The organism is Flavobacterium collinsii, from assembly GCF_902804485.1.
Taxonomy (GTDB): domain Bacteria; phylum Bacteroidota; class Bacteroidia; order Flavobacteriales; family Flavobacteriaceae; genus Flavobacterium; species Flavobacterium collinsii.
Map to the genome: position 1 here is coordinate 1 of NZ_CADCST010000102.1, position 21,706 is coordinate 21,706.

Below are 21,706 nucleotides of genomic sequence, written 5' to 3' on the forward strand. Positions count from 1 at the left end.
ATTGCGGCGGGGCTCACCTCTTCCCATCCCGAACAGAGTAGTTAAGCCCGCCTGCGCAGATGGTACTGCAGTTATGTGGGAGAGTATGTCGTCGCCTTTCTTTTTAAAACCCTATCCAAATCGGATAGGGTTTTTTGTTTTATAGCGCTTTTTAAATTCTTGCGTGCTTTGCGTAATGCTTTGCAAACTTTGCGGTAAAAAACAGATCGCGGATTGTACTGATTCACTTCGTGAAAACGTGGATTAGAACGGATTTTTTTTGTTTATTTTTTATGTATTAGTTGCTAAGGGCTAGGTTGTTTCTTTGAGATTAGGTATTTGCTCTTTCAGAGCAATATTTACGCATAATACTCTTTAATATTAATAAGGGCTGAAAGCTCGAAAAGCAGAAAGCATAGTGCGAAGCGCTATGAAATAAATAGAAATAATATCATTTTTCGCCCTGAAAGGGCAGAAGCCTCAACATAAAGAGAAGGATTTATATTATTTTGAATAGTATTTCCTGGAAGAGATTGATTTTTGGTTATCGAAAACTAGTAAGAATTAGTTTTTTTGCCCTTTCAGGGCTTTTTCTTTCAGGTACTCTTTCTATCGTTGACTGCGTTAGGGATGGCAGCGGTATCCTTTTGTGATAGCTGACATTTTCTTAAATCAGTTAAAACTTCTATCACAAAAGATTTAGCGTACAGCCCGACCCGAAGGGAAACGCCATACTTATTTTTATGAACTTCGTTTTTGTTAAAATATGGGCAATTTTGGTTTTTTAAGTTGTTATAATGGAGTTGTTGTTTTTGATTGATTTATTGCTCAGATTTTAGTTTTGTGTGCAATAATGATCTTTGGTATTGTGTGGAGTAAAAAAGTGCCTGAAATCTTCTATTTTGCATGATTGTGTTTTTTGTAAAACTATATCGGTTTAAATAGTCACGTTGTAGCCTACTTTTACTTTGTCCATTATTACATGAGTGTAGAAATGCTTAACATTTGGGTTGTCCATAAGCCATTTTTTAGCAAACGATTCATAATGCTGCATGTTTTCTGCATTTACAATAATGACAAAATCATAAGTGCCGGTTACAAAATAACATTGCATCACTTCGTTGCATTTTCGCATTGAAGCCTTGAATTTTTCTAAAGCTTTTGAATTTCCGTCCTCTAGAATAATATCTACGACACAGGTAATTGTTAAGCCTATAACACTTGGTGATATAATGGAGATATCTGCTTCTATTATTTTGTTTTCTCTCAATCTGGTTAGTCTTCTTTGTACCGCCGAACCACTTAGATTTACTAAGTCTCCAAGTTCTTGCGTGGTCATTTTATTATTTTCTTGTACCAGTTGTAGCAGTTTTTTATCGTATTCGTCTAGTGGTTGCATTTTTTACCCGATTTTCTTGTAAAATTAACTTAAATCAATCATTTATCGTGTTGATTTGCAGAAATAAAGCAGCTCTATCTAAGTAGTTTTGTCTTGTGATCTTCTAGTTAAAGTAGGATGTGTCACAGAGTTTAAAAATGAATTTGAATGCTAATAAATGATACAAATGAAAAAAATACAAAGTGTTTTTTCAATCGATGAGATTGAAAAGTTTAGAAGTGAAACTGTGGGATGTCGTACTGTGAGCCATCTTAATAATGCAGGAGCGAGTCTTATGCCGGATGTGGTGACTATGACTATTTTGGAGCATATAAAATTGGAATCGGAAATTGGGGGTTATGAGGCAGCCGCATTAAAAGCAGATGAAATATTGCAATTTTACGTGCAGGCTGGAAAATTGATTAATTGTAATCCGTCGAATATTGCTTTTACTGCAAGTGCTACAGATTCCTATACGCGAGCGTTGTCTTCTATTCCGTTTTGTTCTGGTGATATTATATTGACGGATAATGATGATTTTATTTCGAATCAAATTCAGTTTATTTCATGTCAAAAACGATTTGGAATAAAAATAGTACGGATAAAAAATGCTGAAATCGGAGGAGTAGATTTGAATGATTTAGAAGAAAAGTTATTTACTCTTAAACCAAAATTACTGGCTATAACGCATATTCCTACGAATTCGGGATTGGTTCAGTCTGTTAAAAGCATAGGTGAGATATACAGTCGTTATATAAAAGAATATAGTGATAGAACCTGGTATATTCTCGATGCTTGCCAGTCTGCAGGTCAGATGAAGCTGGATGTTGAAGAATTAGAATGTGATTTTTTGAGTATAACCATCAGGAAATTTTTGAGGGGTCCTCGTGGCAGTGGCTTTCTTTATATTTCGGACAGGGCTTTAAAATTTGGACTTGAGCCATTGTTTATTGATATGAGAGGTGCTGATTGGGTTGAAAAGGATGAATATAAGCAGCAGCCCGATGCGAGACGTTTTGAAGATTGGGAGTTTGCCTATGCACTTGTTCTTGGAAGTAAAGTGGCTATTGAATATTGTTTGAATATAGGTGAGGATAGAATTTGGCAGCAGATACAAGTGTTGTCGAAATATATGAGAAATGAATTGTCAAAAAATCCTAAGGTTAGGGTTTTGGATAAAGGACCTGAGTTGGGCGCATTGGTCACTTTTACGGTTGAAGATTCACAGCCAGGATTTATCCTTGATGAACTGCTGAGAAGAAAAATTAATGTTGTTCCGAGTTTTCGAAATTTTGCAGTTATCGATTTTGATGAAAAAGGAGTGGAGTGGGCTATTAGGGTATCTCCGCATTATTACAATACTTTTGAAGAAGTTGATTTGCTTATCAAGGCTGTAGAGGAAATTGTGTAAATGCGATTTTTGAAGAAAAATTGGCGCAAAAAAAAACTCCTTAAGAAATTAAGGAGTTTCTTGGTGGGCTGTCAGGGACTGCAATCGAACACTTAATTCCAATTTTGACATTTTTTGAAAAACTAAAATAAAGCATTTTGTAAACGTCTTTGCGGTTGTGGCTGTTGTGGAGTTGTGAAACGAATATTTTGGGCTTAATGTGAATCTGTAAAAACGATAGTAATTCCGCTAAATCCCAAAATAGAAAATAACGACTGTTAGGTGCGGTACTTTTTACACCTTATCGATTGTGTCAATTAACAAAGTGATATATCGTTTTAATTCTTCAATGTCAATTGCTAAATCTCTTGTATTTCCAGTCGAATGATGATAACTTTTAGTATAATCATTAAGTTCAATAATATCATCAACAATTGTGTGTAATCGATATAGTCTCATTCCTAATGTTGATTTTCTAATAAGTTCAATTATATCTCCTAGCCAAATATTGTTTGGAATTAAATCAAAATATTTAGATTTAAAAACGCCTTCTAAAACAGGTCTTATGCATCGAATAACTTCTCTTTTATCACTTTCAGAATTCCCCCCTGATTTTAAATACTCTTTAATTATTTCAATATCCTTTTGAGTACTAGTTAAAAACTCCGAATTGATGTCGTATTTATTTAAGGAACTAGTTATTCCATCGTTTTCTATTTTGAGAGTAATTTGGTCAATAAAAGAACATTTGTCGCTAAAATCTGCAGTAAATGCTAAATCGTGTGATAGTAAAATAAACTGTACAGAAGAATTAGCAATTTTTGCTAGCTGATAAATTGTAGCATTTCTTCTCGAATAATCAAAACTAGATAATGGGTCGTCAAAAACAATTATTTTATCAGATACACCTAAAATTTCCAAACGGGCAAGAAAAAAACATAAAGCAACTGTACTTTTATCTCCTTCACTCATTGAGTATCTTGCATTCCCTATTTTTGAGTTTGGATTTGGGTTGGCAAAAACTACTTGTTCGTTGTATACTTCAAAAACTGGAAATATTCGAAATTTTTCAAAATCACTAGTGTTTTTAAGATATGAAAAATTTTTTAAACTTATGTAAGAAGTGAATTTTGATAGATATTTATTAACAAGTTCAACGTGTTCATTATAAATAGGTTCTGTGTAATTATTGAACTCATTCATTATTTCATCAAGTGCAGTTTGAACAAGCTTGATTTTTTCTTTTAATTCAGAATTTGATTTGTCTTTTGAAAGTCTTTTTAAATGTAGGTCTTTTTTACTAATTAGTGGTTTCATTTTATTCCTGAACTCTCCTCCTTTGTTTTCAAATAGTAACTTATACAAATTGGTTTTATTCTGTTTTGTTCCATAAGAACCTGCAAAAAGATAATCTTCTATATAATTAATATCAAATACTTCAATTTTTAGATTATGATTACTCCATTTTTCCTCTTCCAAAGTAACAAGATTAGCACCATTGGAAACTTTGATTTTAACTTTTGGTGGGTTATTTGTTCCAAACGTCTTCTTATAATTAATTAAATCAAGATTGTTTTTGGAAAGGGATTTTAATATTGTTGCTAGAGTAGTTTTTCCAGAACCATTTGGTGCATAGATAATATTTAACTTCTTTAACAAACCATTCCAATCTTGCGTTCCTTGAAATCTAAAATTAACAAAGTGCCCAATATTGGAAATTTCAATTATTTTTTCAATCATCTTTTTTTTGTGTATTGCACCTAACGTTCTGGTGCTACAGCAGATTTAGGATTAAATTAAGCCATTCTTAGTATTTGCCAAATTATTCAAATACAAAACCATTTTTCCATTTAGCCAATTGCCCTAATCCGTTGTAGTAGCTGTTATGCGAGGTTTTGTTTCGATTTAATATATCCTTTTTCAACAAGTTCTTTAACAGTAATCATTTTGTTTTTTTCTTTAACTTCCAAATTTAATATAAAATCAATTGGAGTTATAAATGATATTGGTTCTTCATCTTCAGCAAGTGAGTATCCACTAGAATTCACTCCAACTATGAAGCTGTTTTTAAAAACCGGACCTCCACTTGCTCCACTATCAACTTTCATATTTGTTTGATAGCAACGGTTTCTTACAACTGGTGAGCCATCTTCATGAAAATCGATTATTTTGCCTTCAGAGAATCTTCTAGTAAAAGTAAATTCTACCTCTGATTCGTTTAAATCTTCTCTTTCAGTGTTAGGAAAAGCTAAAGTGTATATTTCATCATCATTTTTTAAAGATTCAAAATCAATATTACAATATTTTGAGATATCAGCTTTAAAATTTTTATCTTCTATCCGTTTATCACCTAAAAGACCAATCATAATGTCTGCATTTGGATGTACAACTATTTGTTTTATAGGTCTGATATATGCTTGTCCACTTTCTGATTCATGAGCACTATACAATGTTTTCTCAGTTTTTTTGTCACTGTCCATAAAAACATGTTTTGCAGAAATAAAAGCTCCAACTGGATTTATAAAAAAACCAGTACCTAAGCATTTCCAAATCTTTTTTTCTGGATCAAATGTTATTAAAGGAAAAATTTCTTCTTTCATAATTTAGGTTCTAAAAATCTCGCATAAGTTATATATTCACGCTACTTTATGTCGGATATCTAACTCATTTGGGATGTATATAGGAGACAAAAGCAAGCAAAAAATTTTACAGTAGTACATAAAAACAAAATACTACGATTGCTATTTTTTAATAAACGGGAATTTATTTTTAGACGAGAAAATTAAACGGGGTAATTTGTGAAATATGACAACAAAAAAACAACGCCATTGGAATTCAATGGCGTTGTTTGTCTTTGTGTGGGCGATGAGGGGTTCGAACCCCCGACCCCCTCGGTGTAAACGAGGTGCTCTGAACCAGCTGAGCTAATCGCCCTATTTTACTAGGTCGCTATCGTTTGTGATTGCGAGTGCAAATATACGCTAGTTTTTGAGTTCTGCAAAGAAAATGGAATAAAAAATAGAACTTTTTTTTTAATAAATTATATCTGGCTGTTTATGAATTTGTTATTAAATTTATTTTTTTAAAGTTTTTTTATTCCATGAAGCTTTGTTTATCCTAAAGGCAATTCAGCAACAACAAAAGTACTTCCGCCAACATAGATAAAGTCATTTTTTGAGGCATTTTTCTTCGCTGCGGTAAAAGCATGTGCTACGGACTCATAATTTTCTCCGGATAAATCGTGTTTTTTAGCCGCGTCATTTAAAATTTCAGTGCTCAAACCTCTGGAGGAATTTGGGCTGCAGAAATAATAGCGTGCATTTTTAGGAAAAAGCGGAAGAATTGAATCGAGGTCTTTGTCGTTTACAACTCCCAAAACGATATGTAAATTTTCAAAAATTTCTTTCTGAATCTGTTTCATTACAACGGCTAACCCATGTTTGTTGTGCGCTGTATCGCAGATGATTTTTGGGTTTTCTCCCAGTTGCTGCCATCTTCCCTGTAAACCGGTATTTTTTACAACTTGTAATAAACCATTTTTTAGGTTTTCATCCGAGATCTTAAATTTGTTTTGAGTATTTAAAATGGCAATGGTTTGCTGCACTGTTTTTTTATTGTGAAACTGATAATCGCCAATTAAATCAGAGGGGAAAACTTCTGTCACTAAATCGGAAGCAAAATAAATTGGAGCTTCATTTTCTTTAGCTTTACTCATAAATACAGGCTGAGTTTCGGAGGTATATTCTCCAATGATAACAGGAACATGTGGTTTTATGATACCTGCTTTTTCGCCGGCAATTGCAGCGGGTGTATTTCCTAAAAACTGAGTATGGTCTAAATCGATGTTGGTAATAACGGATATTAAGGGGGTGATAATGTTGGTAGCATCGAGCCTTCCGCCAAGGCCGACTTCGATAATAGCAATATCTGTTTTTTCTGAGGTAAAATAATCGAAGGCCAATCCAACAGACATTTCAAAGAAGCTCATATCATTGGCTTCAAAAAAACTTTTGTGTTTGGCTACAAATTGGCAGACAAAATCTTCGGAAATTTCCTGACCGTTAATCTTTATTCGTTCTCTAAAATCTTTGAGATGTGGAGAAGTGTATAGCCCTACTTTATATCCCGCCTCCTGCAAAACCGAAGCCAACATGTGCGAGGTTGATCCTTTACCATTGGTTCCGGCAACGTGAATGCATTTTAACTGGTCTTGAGGATTGTCAAGATGTGCCGCCAGTAACTTAATATTGGTCAGATCTTCTTTGTATGCCGAAGCGCCCTGAAGTTGATACATTGGGAGTTGATTAAACATCCAGTTTGTGGTTTCCTGATAGTTCATTTAATTGAGATAAAATAGTTGTGTATTGAAATAATTTTCGTTTTTTTTAGTTTTATAAGAGAGCGAAAATTATCTTTATTGCAAATTTCAAATATTTTTTAGAATTAATTATTAAAAACAAGAATTAATATATGTTTAGTTTCATTCAATTACAAACAGATACCATTGCAAACGCATCTAACGTAGTTATCGAAAAAATCGCACCCAATACCGAAATCTCTGTTTTAGGATTTATCTTAAAAGGAGGTTTTTTTCTGATTCCAATTGCCATTTTATTGTTTTATACTTTTTATGTAATTATAGAACGCTACTTATACATTAGCAAAGCTTCTAAAATTGATAGTCGATTGATGCAAGATGTTGGTGATAAACTAAACGCCGGTAATATAGAATTGGCCAGAACTATTGTTGAGAGAAGTAATACTGCGGCCGGAAATATTTTGAAAGAAGGTGTTTTGGTTATTGGAAGACCAATTGCTGAAATTGAATCCAATATGGACCGTGCTGCCGATATTGAAATTGGTGAAATGGAAAGACGTTTGGGACATCTGGGGCTTATTGCCGGGATCGCTCCAACACTTGGTTTTATTGGAACTATTTCAGGAGTAATTAAAATTTTCTATAGTATTTCTGTTACTGAAAATATTAGTATCGGAAATATTTCGGGAGGTTTATATGAGAAAATGATTAGTTCGGGTTCGGGATTAATTGTGGGAATTATTGCGTATAGTGCCTACCATTTACTGAACGGAAAAATTGATGATTTCGCTTTAAAAATTCAAAAACAAATATTAGAATTTGTCAATATAATTCAAAGAGCATAAGATATGTCAATTAAGAGAAAAAGAAGATTTCATGCCGAGGTGGCAACTTCATCATTAAGTGATATTATGTTTTTCCTGCTGTTGTTTTTTCTTATTATTTCAACGCTTGCAAATCCTAATGTTATTAAAATGACATTGCCGAAAGCGAAAGCAAATGAAAAAACAAATAAACAGTTGATTAGTTTGTCTGTTACCGAAGATAAAAAATTCTACATAGACAAAGTTCCGGTTGAATTTGATGCTTTGGAAACAACTTTAATGTCAAAAATAGGAGCAGACAAACAGCAAACCGTTGTAGTTCGAATTCCATTTAATCTTCAGGTTCAAGATTTAGTTGATGTATTGCAGATCGGAGTGAAGAACAATTTGAAGTTTGTAATTGCTACGAGTCCAAAGTAAGATTATCCTTTAGGGCGTGACCACAATAAAAAAATGGGCTATTCGACATGACGTTGATTTGCCCATTTTTTTATTGAGGTCGGGCTATCCGCGCTACTTCGGTAGCTTGCTTCTATCCCTCACGCGGAAAAAAGAGAATAAAGAATAAAGAATAAAGAATAAAGAATAAAGAGTAAAGAATAAAGAGTAAAGAATAAAGAGTAAAGAATAAAGAGTAAAGAATAAAGAGTAAAGAATAAAGAGTAAAGTAGAAAAGGATAGGTTAAAGAAAAAGTAGTCATTGATTATGTCCTTTCGAGAAACAAAGTAATCTCGCTAATATAGGGAGAATAACATAATCTTGTCATTTCCATCGAAGAGAGAAATTACAATCAGTCATCAACAAAGATTGACTTTTGCTTGTGGAATTTCTAGTGCGATTTCTGTCGTCGCTCGAAATTGACAAACCAGATAAAACATATAAAAGGCTTTCTGAATAATCAGAAAGCCTTTTATAATTCGTGTAAATCTGTGTAATTCGTGTTCTAATTCAAACTAAAATTGTAAATAATTTTTCCGGTTTGTTTTGCGGGTGCGTCGCTGTCAGCATCCCATTTTGTATTCATTGCTGCAATCTTGGCTTGATCTAATAAGCATCTTGCTGTATTGGTTGTTCCTTTAATTCCCGGAGTCGCACTGATTGTTTTTCCGTTTTGATCCACTGTGATTTCAACAACAACTTTTCCTTCTTCATTACAAGTATATTTTGGTGCAGGTTTAGACAATGCTTTTCGGGTTCCTAAAGAATATCCTGATCCGCCGCCAGAGCCTCCGCCGCTTCCGGGGCCATAACCGCTTCCTGTACCAATTCCATTTCCGGTTCCGTTACCACCGCCGGTTCCTCCTCCGGAGCCACCTGTACCATAGTATCCGTTAGAACTTAGGCTTCCGTTTGCTTTTCCTTTGTTTCCTGCTGCTTTATCATCACCATCACCACCTTTGTTTGATCCTTTTAAAATACTGGACAAAGCATCGTTGGTAGAATTAGAAACTTTTGGTTTTTCAGGAATCGGTTTTGTTTCAGGTTTTACAACGGGTGTTGGTTTTTTAGACTTTTCTTTGGTTGGAATTACGACACTTTCGTCAGTTGTTGTATTTTCCTGAGTTAGAATTGCTTCGTCAGGTGTTGCTTTTGCCGGAGTTTGTTTTGCTTCGTTTTTTACATTTAAAACTTCACTTTTATAATTTGCTCCCGAACCTAAATCGCTGTCTCCAAAGTTTACAGTAACACCACCACCGCCTCCGCCACTAGCAAGTGCGACATTGTTTTCGGGATTGTAAGGAGGCCAAAAACGTATAAAAAATAAAAGCAAGAGTAAAAAGGCATAAATGGCCGTTGATATTAGTAAAGATTTCTTTTTATCTGAAGAATCCGTAAAAGTCATTTTGATTCCGGGTTTTGTAATTGTATTAAATAAAAACGTTTAAAAGTACTAAAAATTGTTTACAATGAAAGTGTGGTATAGAATTTAACCGCAAGGTTTGCCAAGGTTTACGCAAAGTTTGCAAAGCTGTTTTTTAATCTCGCAATGTCGCAAAGCTGCAGAGTTTAAAAGAAAAATTTAAAAAAGTAGAACTTTGCGACTTCGTGAGGAATAAATTAGTGTACTTTGTGTAAAGCCGTAGTGGTTGAACAAAAAAAAACGAGCCAAATTATTTGGCTCGTTTAGAATAAAAGTATAGAGAAATTATACTAATTGTTTCAATGCAATTTCAAAAGCAGTTGCACTGATATTTGTTTTTGCTGAATTTAAAGTGTGGGCTTTAACAATTGCATTTTTTATGATTTCTGAAGTATCATTAAAAATATCCTCATCTGTCATTTGAACTTTTTTCTCCATGAAATAAGCAAAAACTCTTGCCATTCCACAGTTTGAAATGAAATCAGGAATCAAACTTACTTTACGATCAACTTCTTCCATAATAGAACCGAAGAAAATTTCTTTGTCGGCAAAAGGAACGTTGGCTCCACATGAGATAACTTCTAATCCATTAGCGATTAAGCTGTCGATTTGGGCTTGTGTTACCAATCTTGAAGCTGCGCAAGGGGTGAAAATTTCGGCACCGATCGTCCAGATTTTGGTGTTGATTTCTTCAAATGGAATCATATTGTCGGCAACCAATTTGTTTCCGTCTTTATTTAAAAATAAAGTTCTAATTTCTTCAAATGAAAACCCTTCTTCTTTTATTAGCCCTCCGTCACGGTCAATAATTCCGATTACTTTTGCGCCCATTTCAGCCAGATAGAAAGCGGCAGCCGAACCTACATTTCCAAATCCCTGTACAATTGCCTTTTTACCTTTGATGTCTCCACCGTAAGTGGCATAGAAATGACGAGCTGCTTCGGCAACACCATAACCGGTAATCATGTCGGCAACCGTATATTTTCGGGTTACATCAGGAGAGAACTTTGGGTTTTCGATTACTTTGATAACACCCTGACGCAATTGTCCGATTCTATTAATTTTATCCGCTTCGGTTGGTTTGAAATGTCCGTTGAAAACACCTTCTTGCGGGTGCCATACACCACATTCTTCGGTCATTGGAATTACTTCGTGAATTTCGTCTACATTTAAATCTCCACCAGTTCCGTAGTAACTTTTTAATAAAGGAGAAACTGCTTTGTACCAACGTTGTAAAACGCCTTTTTTACGTGGATCATTCGGGTCAAAGTTTATTCCGGATTTAGCACCTCCAATTGCAGGTCCGGAAACTGAAAATTTAACCTCCATGGTTTTGGCCAATGATAAAACTTCATTCATATCTAAGCCTTTTCTCATTCTTGTTCCTCCACCAGCAGCTCCACCGCGTAGTGAATTGATAACAGTCCATCCTTCGGCTTCTGTTTCGGAATCTTTCCAGTTAAAAACAATTTCAGGTGCTTTATTTTCAAATTGCTGTAATAAATCTTTCATTTTGTTGAGATATGTTTAGTTTGCGTAAAAGTATAAAATAGAATAATGCGAATAATGTATCTCCTATCAAATTTTATCAAACAAAAAAAAGAAGGCCGAAAACAATGCGTTTCCGGCCTTAGAATTTTACAAATTTCACAAATTATATTCCTAACAAGTGTTTTTTAAGTGTTTCGTCAACTGGTTTATCTGAAAGCCAGATTCCGAATAATGCTTTTTTGAAATCAAATCCAGGGATTTTTCCTTTCAAAACTTCATTTTTGTACACATTGACTGTTTGGTCAAGTGGGTTGTAAGCGAGAACAAATACATCCTTTTCTGTAATCATATCACTTAGGAAAGTTTTAAATTCCTCTATTCGAGGTCGCAATTCAGCAAGATTGCTTCCTGTAGATTTTTCGAAACCTGCATTCATAGCTTTAGTCAATTTGCTTGAAGAAACCATTGAAGAAGTAATTTCAATCCGGATTGCCATTTCGGTATCACTGTCAATAATAAATTGTGGATCCTGGCTTAGCTGCGATAAATATAAGGCTTGAACATAAACTTCCAACCACATTTTTGATCTGCCTCCAGCACCGTTAAGTTGTAAACTTTTGCCTTGAAATTCAATTTTTCTGGGAACAGTAACGCCATTCACATCAAGCTGAGTCTGGGCTGAAACGGTTGAGAATTGTATACTAAAAAGGAATGTAAGTAGAAGTAAACTTTTTTTCATGTTTTATGGAAATTATAATTATTGAGCAAAAATAATGTTAATTTATCAATTTTATAGCGTTCTTAAATATGTTTTTTTTGACTCAATTTTGCTTTTTTTGTTTGTATAGGATTAGTAATCAAATTAGTAAGAGTTGTTTTACGGGAAGCCGTATATTTTAAGAGTTGTTTAATCTTTTGAACAACTAAACTTTACTAAAATTTTAGCAATCGTACTTTTTTGATCCTGTATTTTATTCTTGTTTTTTAGAGTAATGATTGCAAATTTGATGCATGTTACGCTAAATTTTTAAGATTATAACGAAAACGTTATCGTAATTATTGCCGATCTAGTAAATTTATATGCGCGCATTGTTAAACTCACTTTTAAAATTTATCTTTGGGAGCCTTTTTACAAAAAAGGCAATTCAAAAAAACAAAACAAAAATAACCGTCATCTTAATTTCGATATTTTAAATCGGGTTAAGCTGAGAAAAATAAAACAGGATAATTATGGATTTTAATCTTACCGAAGAACATTTAATGATTCAACAAGCTGCAAGAGATTTTGCTCAAAACGAATTGCTGCCAGGTGTTATTGAACGTGACGAAAAACAAATTTTTCCAACAGAACAAATTAAAAAAATGGGGCAACTAGGATTCATGGGAATGATGGTTGATCCTAAATATGGCGGAAGTGGATTGGATGCAATTTCTTATGTACTTGCTATGGAAGAAATCTCGAAAGTAGACGCATCAGCTTCTGTAGTTATGTCTGTAAATAACTCGCTAGTTTGTTGGGGACTGCAAGAATTTGGGACCGAAGAACAAAAACAAAAATATTTACCAGGTTTAGCATCAGGAGAAATTCACGGAGCATTTTGCTTAAGTGAGCCTGAAGCTGGTAGTGATGCTACTTCGCAAAAAACTACTGCGATTGATATGGGAGATCATTATTTGGTAAACGGAACAAAAAACTGGATTACAAACGGAAACACAGCATCAGTTTATTTGGTGATTGCGCAAACAGATTCGGAGAAAAGGCATAAAGGAATTAATGCTTTGATTATGACTAAAGATATGCCGGGCTTCTCTATTGGACCAAAAGAACAAAAAATGGGAATCCGTGGTTCTGATACACACTCTTTGATGTTTAGTGATGTAAAAGTTCCTAAAGAAAATAGAATTGGTGAAGACGGTTTCGGATTTAAATTTGCAATGAAAACACTTGCAGGTGGTCGTATCGGAATTGCTTCTCAGGCTTTAGGAATTGCGTCAGGAGCTTATGAACTGGCTTTGAAATATTCTAAAGAACGTAAGGCTTTTGGTACTGAAATTTGCAACCACCAGGCTATTGCTTTTAAACTAGCAGATATGGCAGTTAATATTGAAGCAGCGCGTCATTTGTGTATGAAGGCAGCTTGGGATAAAGACCAACATAAAAATTACGATGTAAGTGGTGCAATGGCAAAATTATTTGCTTCACAAGTGGCGATGGATACAGCTGTTGAGGCGGTTCAGATTCATGGAGGTAATGGTTATGTAAAAGAGTACCATGTAGAGCGTTTCATGCGTGATGCAAAAATAACCCAAATTTACGAAGGAACTTCAGAGATTCAGAAAATTGTAATTTCGAGAGCTGTTATTGCAGGATAAATTTCTTAGAAGAATAGATAATTAAAACCCTTTCAGACTACTCAATGTCTGAAGGGGTTTTTGTTTGGATTTTAATTTCGTTATATTTACAGAAATAAACTTTTTATGTACGAAGATTTAAAATACTGGTATTTACGAGACCATAAATTGTTTAGAACTTTGAGTTACTCACAGATTAAACAATTGTGCATTATCACAGGTTTTAAAAAAGCGTCAAAAGGAGAAATCATTTACTTCTCTACTTCAGATTTGCCGCGTATCTTTTTGCTTAAAAAAGGAAATATTAAAATTGTATCTATCGATGAAGAAGGTAACGAAACCATAAAAGATATCATTCAGAAGGGAGATTTGTTTGGAGAACTGACTTTGGAAACAGATGCTAAGAATGAAGAATATGCAAAAGTGCTTTCAGACGATGTTGCTATTTGTAGTTTTCTAATGTCGGATTTTGAAGATTTATTGTTAAGAAATCCAACTCTGGCACTTTCATATACCAAATTTGTTGGTTTGAAAATGAAACGTATCAAAAACAGCTACGCTAATTTAATTTCTAAAGATGCAAAAACCAGATTGTATCAGTTTCTTAAAGACTGGGCAGAAAAGGAAGGAACTGCAGATGGAAATTCTGTAACGATTGAAAATTACTTAACACAAAATGATATTGCCCAAATCATTTGTACTTCCAGACAAACCGCGACCCAGTTGTTAAACGAAATGGAAACGAATGAACTGATACATTACAATAGAAAAGAAATTATTATTGTGGATATTACCAAAATTTAGTTATTTTTGGCTAAGTGTAAATTAGCCGACATTTACCTTTTTCATACTACCGTAATTTTACATTATCAAATTAAGATGTAAAGTTAAAAATTATGAAAAAATTATTTTTTATTGCTTTAGTAGCCTTAAGCACTGTGGCTGCTGCACAAAATTCGCTTCCCCAAATAGCGACCGATATTACTCCTTTATTAATAGGAGAGAAAATTCCAAATACCACATTAAAATCAGCTGAAAATGCAACGGTAAAAATCTCTGATTTGCTTGAAAAGAAAAAAGCGGTTTTAGTTTTCTATCGCGGCGGCTGGTGTCCTTATTGCAATATGCATCTTCAGGCGTTAGCTGAAGCAGAGAAACAAATTCTGGATCTTGGATACCAGATTATTGCAATAAGTCCTGATGCCCCGGAGAATTTAAAAATCACGGAAGAAAAAGATAAAGTAAAATATACTTTGCTTTCTGACTCAGAAGGTGAATTTGCGAAAGCAGTTGGAATTACTTATGCGGCTCCTGAAAACTATAAATCAGTAATTAACGTACATTCTAAAGGAGTCAATACAAGTTTTTTACCGGTTCCTTCTGTCTTTGTTATAAACCAAAATAGTGAGATTGCATTCGAATATATTGCTCCTGACTTTAAGCATCGTATTTCGACCGAATTGCTAGTTTCAGTATTAAAAAATTTAAAATAAAAACAAGATGAAAAAGCTGTTGTTTTTTGTATTGATTTTGGTTTCGGGTATTTCATTTGCTCAGAATGATGCGAAAAGAATAAGTCAGTACAATTTGGAAAATAAAGTAGCCATTCAGAGCTACGATCCTGTCGCCTATTTTAGTCCAGGGAAAGCGATTAAAGGGAAGAATGAATTATCAGCTTCTTATCAGGGGGTGATTTATAAATTTTCTTCCAACGAAAATAAACAGGAATTTTTAAAAAATCCATCAAAGTATGAACCGCAGTATGGAGGCTGGTGTGCTTATGCTCTGGGAAGTTCAGGAGAAAAAGTCGAAATAAATCCTGAAACGTTTAAAATTATTGACGGTAAACTCTATTTGTTTTACAATGCCTTCTTTAATAATACCTTGAAAAGCTGGAATAAAAATCAGACCAATTTGAAGGCACAAGCGGATAATAACTGGAAAAAAATAAACAAGTAATAATAATGATGATAAAATCAGAAAGAATAGTCTGGATTTTAAGGATTGTCGCAGCTGGAATTTTGTTGCAGACCTTGTTTTTTAAATTCAGCGGAGCAAAAGAAAGTATTTATATTTTCTCAACTTTAGGAATCGAGCCTTATGGAAGAATTGGCTCGGGAATAGTCGAATTGATTGTTGCCATTTTAATTTTAATTCCAAAAACAACATGGGTTGGTGCTTTGGGCGGATGTGGAGTGATGACCGGAGCTATTTTCTCTCACTTATTTGTTTTGGGAATTGTCGTTCAGAATGATGGTGGTTTTCTCTTCTTTTTGGCCACTATTACTTTACTATGTTGTCTAGGGTTACTTTATTTCAATAAAAATAAATTGTTTAATCTTCTAAATTTAAAATAGCCATGTTACTAAAATCAATACGTCACAATTTAGATGAACTCAATAATTTGTTGGGTCAATTATCTGATACGGATTATACAAAATCTTGTCCAGCTTTAAACAATTCAACAATTGGTGAGCATATGCGACACATACTTGAGATGTTTAAATGTATGGAAAATGGTTACGATTCAGGGATTATCAATTATGATAACCGGGAACGAAATATGCGAATTCAAACCGAAACCGAGTATGCGAAAGAACTTATAGCGGAAATAAAAGCAGAACTGAAAAGCGAGAACAAAATTATGTATTTAGAACAGGTGATTGATGGGCTTTCACTTAGAATTCAGAGTAATTATTACAGAGAACTGTTATATAATTTGGAGCATTGCATTCATCATCAGGCTTTGATAAAAGTTGCAGTTTTGCCGTTTAAGAATATTTTGGTCGATGAGAATTTTGGTGTAGCTCGTTCCACTATAGAATATCGTAAACAATGTGTACAGTAAGTTTTGTCAATAATAACGGAGTTGTAATTATTACTTCAAATCGGGATGAAAAAGTAATTCGTCCCGAAGCCATCGCGCCAAAAAATTATTGTCAGAATGGGAAAACCATTATGTATCCAAAAGATCCAAAAGCAGGAGGGACTTGGTTTGCAGTGGATAAAAACGGAAGTATAATGGTACTTTTGAATGGGGGAATAGAGAAACACCGCTCTCTGTTTCCGTATCGAAAAAGCAGGGGACTGGTTGCTTTGGATATTATTTCCAGTACATCGCCTAAGGACTTTTGGAATGAAATTAATCTGGAAGATATCGAGCCCTTTACGTTGGTTTTGTATCAGGGTGGGGCATTGTATGAATTGATTTGGGATGGCCTTGTCAAAATAAAGACAGCGTTAGAATCTTCTAAAAACCACATCTGGTCATCAGTTACTCTGTATCCTGAAGAAATTAGAAAGAGACGCTCCAACTGGTTTTTTGATTTTTTGAAAGACAAAGAGGAAATCTCTGCAGCGGATATGTTAGATTTTCATCGAAACACCCAAAATGATGATTCTGAAAACGGTTTGATCATTAACCGAGAAAATGTTCTGAAAACGCTGAGCGTAACTCAGGTTGTAATTAAGCAGAACAAAGGAGCTATGAGATATTATGATTTAATTAGAGCAGAAGACTTTTCGACTTCTTTTATAAGTATTTAAACCAGTAAAGATGAAATTACTTTTTCATAGAATAAGCAATTGGGAGTATTGGCCTTTTAAGGTGCTTTACGTTCCTATCTATTTTCTTTGGGCCTACTATGCTGTCAAAGCGAGATCGGTATTTTTCTTTAATGCGTCCAATCCGAAGATAAAAAACGGCGGATTTATAATGGAGAGCAAAAAACAAATATATGATTTGCTTCCTAAAGAATGTTATCCAAATACTATTTTGATTCGGGAGTGTACAGGTTTAGAAAAGATTGTCGAAAAGATAATAGAAAGCAGCATGTATTTTCCTTTAATAGCTAAACCTGATATTGGTTTACGTGGTTCCGGTGTGAAAAAAATCAGAAATGTATTGGAGTTGAGTGAATATGCCAGAAAAGCAAATTTTGATTTTTTATTGCAGGATCTCATTCCATTTAAAAATGAAGTCGGGATTTTTTATGTACGTCATCCGCATCAAAAAGAGGGGATAATTACTGGAATCGTTTCGAAAGAATTTTTAATTGTTACCGGTGACGGTGTTTCGACTATCGAAGATTTGATTTGTAAAACACCAAGATTTCAATTGCAGCTCGAAGTTTTAAAGGAGGAATATGGTAATCAATTGCAGAAGATTTTACCACAGGGTGAAAGTATAAATTTAGTGCCTTTTGGGAATCACGCGCGAGGAGCAAAATTCCTGGACGGAAGCGATTGGATTACACCACAACTGACAGCGACGATTGATGAAATTGCTAAGAAGGTTCCCGAGTTTTACTTCGGACGCTTTGATATCATGTACAATACTTTTGAAGAACTAGAGCGCGGAGAGCAATTTCAGGTCGTAGAACTAAATGGAGCGGCAAGTGAACCCACACACATTTACGATCCCAAACACTCGGTATGGTTTGCCTGGAAAGAACTGGCGAGACACATTACGTATATGTACGAAATCAGTGCTGAAAATCATAAAAAAGGAGTTCCGTATCTCGATTATAAAGTGGGCATTCGGGAATATAAATTGCATTTGGCGCAAAACAGTAAGATTGTAAATTTTTAGAAATGAAAAGAATAAAAAATATCTCAGTAGGATTTTTGGTGAGTTTCATCGGATCGATTCCATTGGGGTATTTGAATTTAGTAGGTTTGGAGATTTACTCAAAATCGGGGCTCATTAACCTGGTCCTTTTTTTGTTCGGGGTCATTTTTGTTGAAACTTTTGTGATTTATTTCACTCTAATTTTTGCCAGACAACTGATTCGCAATAAAAAATTGATGAAGATGATTGATTTTTTTGCGGTTGGATTTATGTTTGTTCTCGCTTTTCTTTTCTATTGCGGTTTTAATAATCAGACAGCAAAATCTAATGATGCTTTACAGGAGTATTTAATGTACTCGCCATTTGTGATTGGAGTTGTTTTAAATTGCTTTAATTTTTTACAGCTGCCTTTCTGGACCAGTTGGAACCTATATTTGCTTAACGGAGAGTATATTACAATAGAAAGAAAGTTAAAATATTATTATATTGCAGGAACTTTGATTGGTATTTTTTTTGGGATGTTGAGCCTGATTATAATTTTACAGGCTTTTTTTGCAAAAAACAATCCATTGTCAAAGTATGTAATGCCTGTATTTATTCCGGTTTTTTTCATTGTGTTGGGAAGTGTTCAGGTGTTTAAAGTGTATAAAAAATATTTTAAATCAACTGTTTTAGAAGTTTAATTGCTAAAGCACATTTAAATCCTCATTTATGAAAAAACGTTACTTTCTGCTGCTTCCGTTTGTTTTTTTAGCCTGTAAATCGAATCCTTCCGTAGCTACAGTTTCTCCGGCAACTGATTCAAAACCTATTGAAGTTACTTATAAAGTCAAGGAATCTGAGGTGTCTGATTTCCTGAAAAAGCTGTCTTCAGATGAGATGGAAGGCCGTGAAACCGGAACAAAAGGAATCGAGAAAGCGGCCGTTTTTTTAGAAGACTTCTTCAAACAAAACAAAGTGAAACCTTATTTTGTTTCCTACAGAGATACCCTCACCAATTTTAAAACACCGGCCTATAATATTGTTGGAGTTATAGAAGGAACAGATCCGGTGCTGAAAAAAGAATTCGTGGTATTAAGTGCACATTACGATCATATCGGACTGGAGAAAAAACAACAGCCGGATGTCGTTTTTAATGGTGCTAATGATGATGCGTCGGGAGTAACGGCAGTTTCGGAGCTGGCAAAGTATTTTAGCGAAACAAAATCGAACAAACGCAGTATTCTTTTTGTGTTTTTTGCAGGAGAAGAAAAAGGATTATTAGGGTCTAAAAGTTTGGTGCAAAAACTTAAAAAGCAAAATTTTAACTTGTACATACAATTGAATATCGAAATGATTGGTGTGCCAATGAAACGTGATTATCTGGCTTATATTACCGGTTTTGATAAAAGTAATATGGCCCAAAAAATAAACGAGTATACCGGTAAAAAAACAATCGGGTTCTTGCCTAAAGAAGCCGAATATAAATTGTTTTATAGATCGGATAACTTTTCTTTTTATGAGGCATTTAAAAAACCATGTCAGTCCATAAGTACTTTTGATTTTGAAAATTTCGACTTTTATCACCATGTTTCAGATGAATTTAAGGTAATGGATATTCCGCATATGACCTCTTTTATTCAGGAATTTTTGCCGGCCGTAACTAAAATTACGATTACACCAACGGAAGAAATTACAATGAATAATTAATCTGTCATTTTATTCGATTTGCTTATTTTTGCTTTATGAAAAATATTATTGTTACCGGAACCAGTCGTGGAATTGGTTACGAATTAGCATTGCAGTTTGCCAATGCAGGTCATCAGGTTCTGGCAATTTCCAGAAAAGTACCGACTACACTTTTAGAACATCAAAATATTAGCTGTTTGTCTGTTGATCTGGCAGATGAAGCGGCTTTGGCGGAAGTAGATCAGTTTCTTTCTTCCTCCTGGAAAAGGGTGGATGCAGTGGTACATAATGCCGGTGCGTTGTTGTTAAAACCTTTTGCCGAAACCACTCAGGCTGATTTTGAAAGTATTTATAAAGTGAATGTTTTTGCTGTTGCTAACTTAACGCGTATTTGTCTTCCTTATCTTCAAAATGGTAGCCATGTGGTAACCATTAGTTCTATTGGAGGGGTAAGAGGAAGTCTGAAATTCGCAGGTCTGGCAGCTTATAGTTCCAGTAAAGGAGCTGTAATTACTTTGACTGAATTATTGGCGGAAGAATACAAAGAAAGAGGGATTTCATTTAATGTGCTGGCTCTGGGTTCTGTTCAGACAGAAATGTTAAACGAAGCTTTCCCGGGTTATCAGGCGCCAATTTCTGCCGAAGGAATGGCAACCTACATCAATGATTTTACACTCAACGGAAATAAATATTTCAACGGAAAGGTGCTGGAAGTTTCATCTACTAATCCGTAGTTAATTATGAATTATGAATTTTGAGTTATGAGTGAAAGTATTATTAAAATTAAAAGTTTTGAATTAGCTGTTAAAGGAGTTAATTTTTATAAATATTTAATTTCTGAAAAGAAAGAATTTATAATGAGTAAACAATTTTTACGTTCTGTTACTTCAGTAGGAGCAAATGTTCGTGAAGCTATTAATGCACAAAGTAAAGCTGACTTCATACATAAATTATCAATTTCTCAAAAAGAGTGCGACGAGTCCCTGTATTGGTTAGAGCTTTTACGGGCAACTGATTATGTTTCTATTACAGAGTTTGAATCCATGCATAATCCATGTACAGAAGTGCTGAAAATTATCAAAAGCATCCTAATTACATCAAAAAAGAACTTGAATGGGAATTAATAACTCATACTTTATAATTCATAATTATTTTGAGCGAAACTTTAGCTAAATACATACCGGAGCATGCCGTAAAGCCTGTTTTTGATTTGATTGTTGCCAATCAGGTTCATCTGAAAATTGTCAATGAGCGTCAGACGCGTCATGGTGATTACAGAAGAGGGCCAAGCGGTAAGCATGAAATTACGGTAAATGCGAGTTTGAATAAATATCGCTTTTTGATTACGCTCATTCATGAGATTTCGCATTTGGTTGCCTTTGAGAAGTTTGGAAGAAATATAAAACCGCATGGGAATGAATGGAAGTTTACTTTTCAAAGGATGATGGTTCCTTTTATTCGTCCCGAAATTTTCCCGGGTTCATTATTGCCTTTGTTGGCAAGGCATTTTAAGAATCCTTCGGCTAGCAGTGATACCGATACCACTTTATCTTTGGCCTTAAAACAATACGATGCCGCCAACGATAAGAGCTATATTTTTGAAATTCCCTACGGAAGTGTATTCAGGATTAAAAACGGTAAAGTATTCAAGAAATTGGCCGTCAGAACCAAGCGTTTTGAATGTATTGAAATTAGCTCGGGAAAAACATATTTATTTAATCCAAATGCTGAAGTGGAGCTAATGCATTAAGAAGGAAATTCCAAATTTCAAATTCCAAACTCCAATTTCTCTGGAAAACTCAATAAAAAAATTCCAAATTCCAACTGCATCAGTATTGGAATTTGGAATTTCTTTTTTTTGGAATTTTTAAGCC

23 protein-coding genes, 1 tRNA gene and 1 rRNA gene are annotated in these 21,706 nt (G+C 34.3%); 17 read left to right on the forward strand and 8 right to left on the reverse strand.

Annotation, left to right across the window (positions count from 1 at the left end):
- A 5S ribosomal RNA gene (gene rrf / locus FLA105534_RS16195) occupies positions 1–100 on the forward strand; the annotation flags it as partial.
- Positions 101–916: 816 nt separating this feature from the next.
- Here the strand turns inward: rrf and FLA105534_RS16200 are convergent.
- Positions 917–1,378: an Lrp/AsnC family transcriptional regulator gene (locus FLA105534_RS16200; RefSeq protein ID WP_173967163.1), complete on the reverse strand. Its 462-nt coding sequence runs from the start codon at positions 1,376–1,378 to the stop codon at positions 917–919.
- 166 nt (positions 1,379–1,544) lie between these two features.
- On the opposite strand from FLA105534_RS16200, the gene FLA105534_RS16205 reads away from it, so the two are divergent.
- Positions 1,545–2,768 carry an aminotransferase class V-fold PLP-dependent enzyme gene (locus FLA105534_RS16205; protein WP_173967164.1) on the forward strand — a complete coding sequence of 408 codons (1,224 nt, stop codon included), beginning with the start codon at positions 1,545–1,547 and terminating at the stop codon, positions 2,766–2,768.
- A 273-nt stretch (positions 2,769–3,041) separates the two neighbouring features.
- Here the strand turns inward: FLA105534_RS16205 and FLA105534_RS16210 are convergent, their stop codons facing one another.
- From FLA105534_RS16210 to FLA105534_RS16225, 4 genes are all read right to left on the reverse strand, one after another.
- Positions 3,042–4,487, reverse strand: coding sequence for an AAA family ATPase (locus FLA105534_RS16210; protein ID WP_173967165.1), 1,446 nt, complete (start codon positions 4,485–4,487; stop codon positions 3,042–3,044).
- 143 nt (positions 4,488–4,630) lie between these two features.
- Positions 4,631–5,347 carry a trypsin-like serine protease gene (locus FLA105534_RS16215; RefSeq protein ID WP_173967166.1) on the reverse strand — a complete coding sequence of 239 codons (717 nt, stop codon included), beginning with the start codon at positions 5,345–5,347 and terminating at the stop codon, positions 4,631–4,633.
- A 259-nt stretch (positions 5,348–5,606) separates the two neighbouring features.
- Positions 5,607–5,681, reverse strand: a tRNA-Val gene (locus FLA105534_RS16220).
- Positions 5,682–5,859: 178 nt separating this feature from the next.
- Positions 5,860–7,086 carry a bifunctional folylpolyglutamate synthase/dihydrofolate synthase gene (locus FLA105534_RS16225; protein ID WP_173967167.1) on the reverse strand — a complete coding sequence of 409 codons (1,227 nt, stop codon included), beginning with the start codon at positions 7,084–7,086 and terminating at the stop codon, positions 5,860–5,862.
- A gap of 131 nt (positions 7,087–7,217) precedes the next feature.
- Between FLA105534_RS16225 and FLA105534_RS16230 the strand changes: the two genes are divergently transcribed.
- The gene (locus tag FLA105534_RS16230; RefSeq protein ID WP_173967168.1) at positions 7,218–7,910 is read left to right on the forward strand and encodes a MotA/TolQ/ExbB proton channel family protein; all 693 of its coding nucleotides are present in this window, start codon (positions 7,218–7,220) and stop codon (positions 7,908–7,910) included.
- A 3-nt stretch (positions 7,911–7,913) separates the two neighbouring features.
- Positions 7,914–8,309, forward strand: coding sequence for an ExbD/TolR family protein (locus FLA105534_RS16235; RefSeq protein WP_026110223.1), 396 nt, complete (start codon positions 7,914–7,916; stop codon positions 8,307–8,309).
- 524 nt (positions 8,310–8,833) lie between these two features.
- Here the strand turns inward: FLA105534_RS16235 and FLA105534_RS16240 are convergent.
- From FLA105534_RS16240 to FLA105534_RS16250, 3 genes are all read right to left on the reverse strand, one after another.
- A complete protein-coding gene (locus FLA105534_RS16240; RefSeq protein WP_173967169.1) occupies positions 8,834–9,733 on the reverse strand; it encodes an energy transducer TonB in 900 nt (299 codons plus the stop codon).
- A 303-nt stretch (positions 9,734–10,036) separates the two neighbouring features.
- Positions 10,037–11,263 carry a Glu/Leu/Phe/Val dehydrogenase gene (locus tag FLA105534_RS16245; protein WP_173967170.1) on the reverse strand — a complete coding sequence of 409 codons (1,227 nt, stop codon included), beginning with the start codon at positions 11,261–11,263 and terminating at the stop codon, positions 10,037–10,039.
- A gap of 142 nt (positions 11,264–11,405) precedes the next feature.
- A complete protein-coding gene (locus tag FLA105534_RS16250) occupies positions 11,406–11,981 on the reverse strand; it encodes a chalcone isomerase family protein (RefSeq protein WP_173967171.1) in 576 nt (191 codons plus the stop codon).
- A gap of 491 nt (positions 11,982–12,472) precedes the next feature.
- Here FLA105534_RS16250 and FLA105534_RS16255 point away from each other — a divergent pair, with 491 nt between their 5' ends.
- From FLA105534_RS16255 to FLA105534_RS16315, 13 genes are all read left to right on the forward strand, one after another.
- Complete coding sequence (locus FLA105534_RS16255) at positions 12,473–13,615, forward strand: acyl-CoA dehydrogenase (protein WP_173967172.1); 1,143 nt, start codon at positions 12,473–12,475, stop codon at positions 13,613–13,615.
- 105 nt (positions 13,616–13,720) lie between these two features.
- The gene (locus FLA105534_RS16260; RefSeq protein ID WP_173967173.1) at positions 13,721–14,398 is read left to right on the forward strand and encodes a Crp/Fnr family transcriptional regulator; all 678 of its coding nucleotides are present in this window, start codon (positions 13,721–13,723) and stop codon (positions 14,396–14,398) included.
- Positions 14,399–14,490: 92 nt separating this feature from the next.
- Positions 14,491–15,087, forward strand: coding sequence for a peroxiredoxin-like family protein (locus FLA105534_RS16265; RefSeq protein WP_173967174.1), 597 nt, complete (start codon positions 14,491–14,493; stop codon positions 15,085–15,087).
- A gap of 7 nt (positions 15,088–15,094) precedes the next feature.
- Entirely contained in the window at positions 15,095–15,553 is a 459-nt protein-coding gene (locus FLA105534_RS16270; protein WP_173967175.1) for a YHS domain-containing (seleno)protein, read from the forward strand.
- Positions 15,554–15,558: 5 nt separating this feature from the next.
- Complete coding sequence (locus FLA105534_RS16275) at positions 15,559–15,951, forward strand: DoxX family membrane protein (protein WP_246253257.1); 393 nt, start codon at positions 15,559–15,561, stop codon at positions 15,949–15,951.
- 2 nt (positions 15,952–15,953) lie between these two features.
- Positions 15,954–16,442 (forward strand): DinB family protein, encoded by a 489-nt coding sequence (locus FLA105534_RS16280; protein ID WP_173967176.1) that lies wholly within the window; start codon positions 15,954–15,956, stop codon positions 16,440–16,442.
- Positions 16,430–17,140: an NRDE family protein gene (locus FLA105534_RS16285; protein ID WP_173967177.1), complete on the forward strand. Its 711-nt coding sequence runs from the start codon at positions 16,430–16,432 to the stop codon at positions 17,138–17,140. The genes FLA105534_RS16280 and FLA105534_RS16285 overlap by 13 nt, the downstream gene beginning before the upstream one ends.
- Positions 17,141–17,150: 10 nt before the next feature.
- Positions 17,151–18,185 carry a D-alanine--D-alanine ligase gene (locus FLA105534_RS16290; protein WP_173967178.1) on the forward strand — a complete coding sequence of 345 codons (1,035 nt, stop codon included), beginning with the start codon at positions 17,151–17,153 and terminating at the stop codon, positions 18,183–18,185.
- A gap of 2 nt (positions 18,186–18,187) precedes the next feature.
- Positions 18,188–18,847, forward strand: coding sequence for a hypothetical protein (locus FLA105534_RS16295; RefSeq protein ID WP_173967179.1), 660 nt, complete (start codon positions 18,188–18,190; stop codon positions 18,845–18,847).
- Positions 18,848–18,875: 28 nt separating this feature from the next.
- Positions 18,876–19,853, forward strand: coding sequence for a M20/M25/M40 family metallo-hydrolase (locus FLA105534_RS16300; RefSeq protein ID WP_173967180.1), 978 nt, complete (start codon positions 18,876–18,878; stop codon positions 19,851–19,853).
- 35 nt (positions 19,854–19,888) lie between these two features.
- Positions 19,889–20,566 carry an SDR family NAD(P)-dependent oxidoreductase gene (locus FLA105534_RS16305; protein WP_173967181.1) on the forward strand — a complete coding sequence of 226 codons (678 nt, stop codon included), beginning with the start codon at positions 19,889–19,891 and terminating at the stop codon, positions 20,564–20,566.
- A gap of 27 nt (positions 20,567–20,593) precedes the next feature.
- The gene (locus tag FLA105534_RS16310; RefSeq protein WP_173967182.1) at positions 20,594–20,956 is read left to right on the forward strand and encodes a four helix bundle protein; all 363 of its coding nucleotides are present in this window, start codon (positions 20,594–20,596) and stop codon (positions 20,954–20,956) included.
- Positions 20,957–20,985: 29 nt separating this feature from the next.
- Positions 20,986–21,582, forward strand: a complete 597-nt coding sequence (locus FLA105534_RS16315) for a SprT-like domain-containing protein (protein WP_173967183.1) — start codon at positions 20,986–20,988, stop codon at positions 21,580–21,582.
- Positions 21,583–21,706 lie beyond the last annotated feature (124 nt).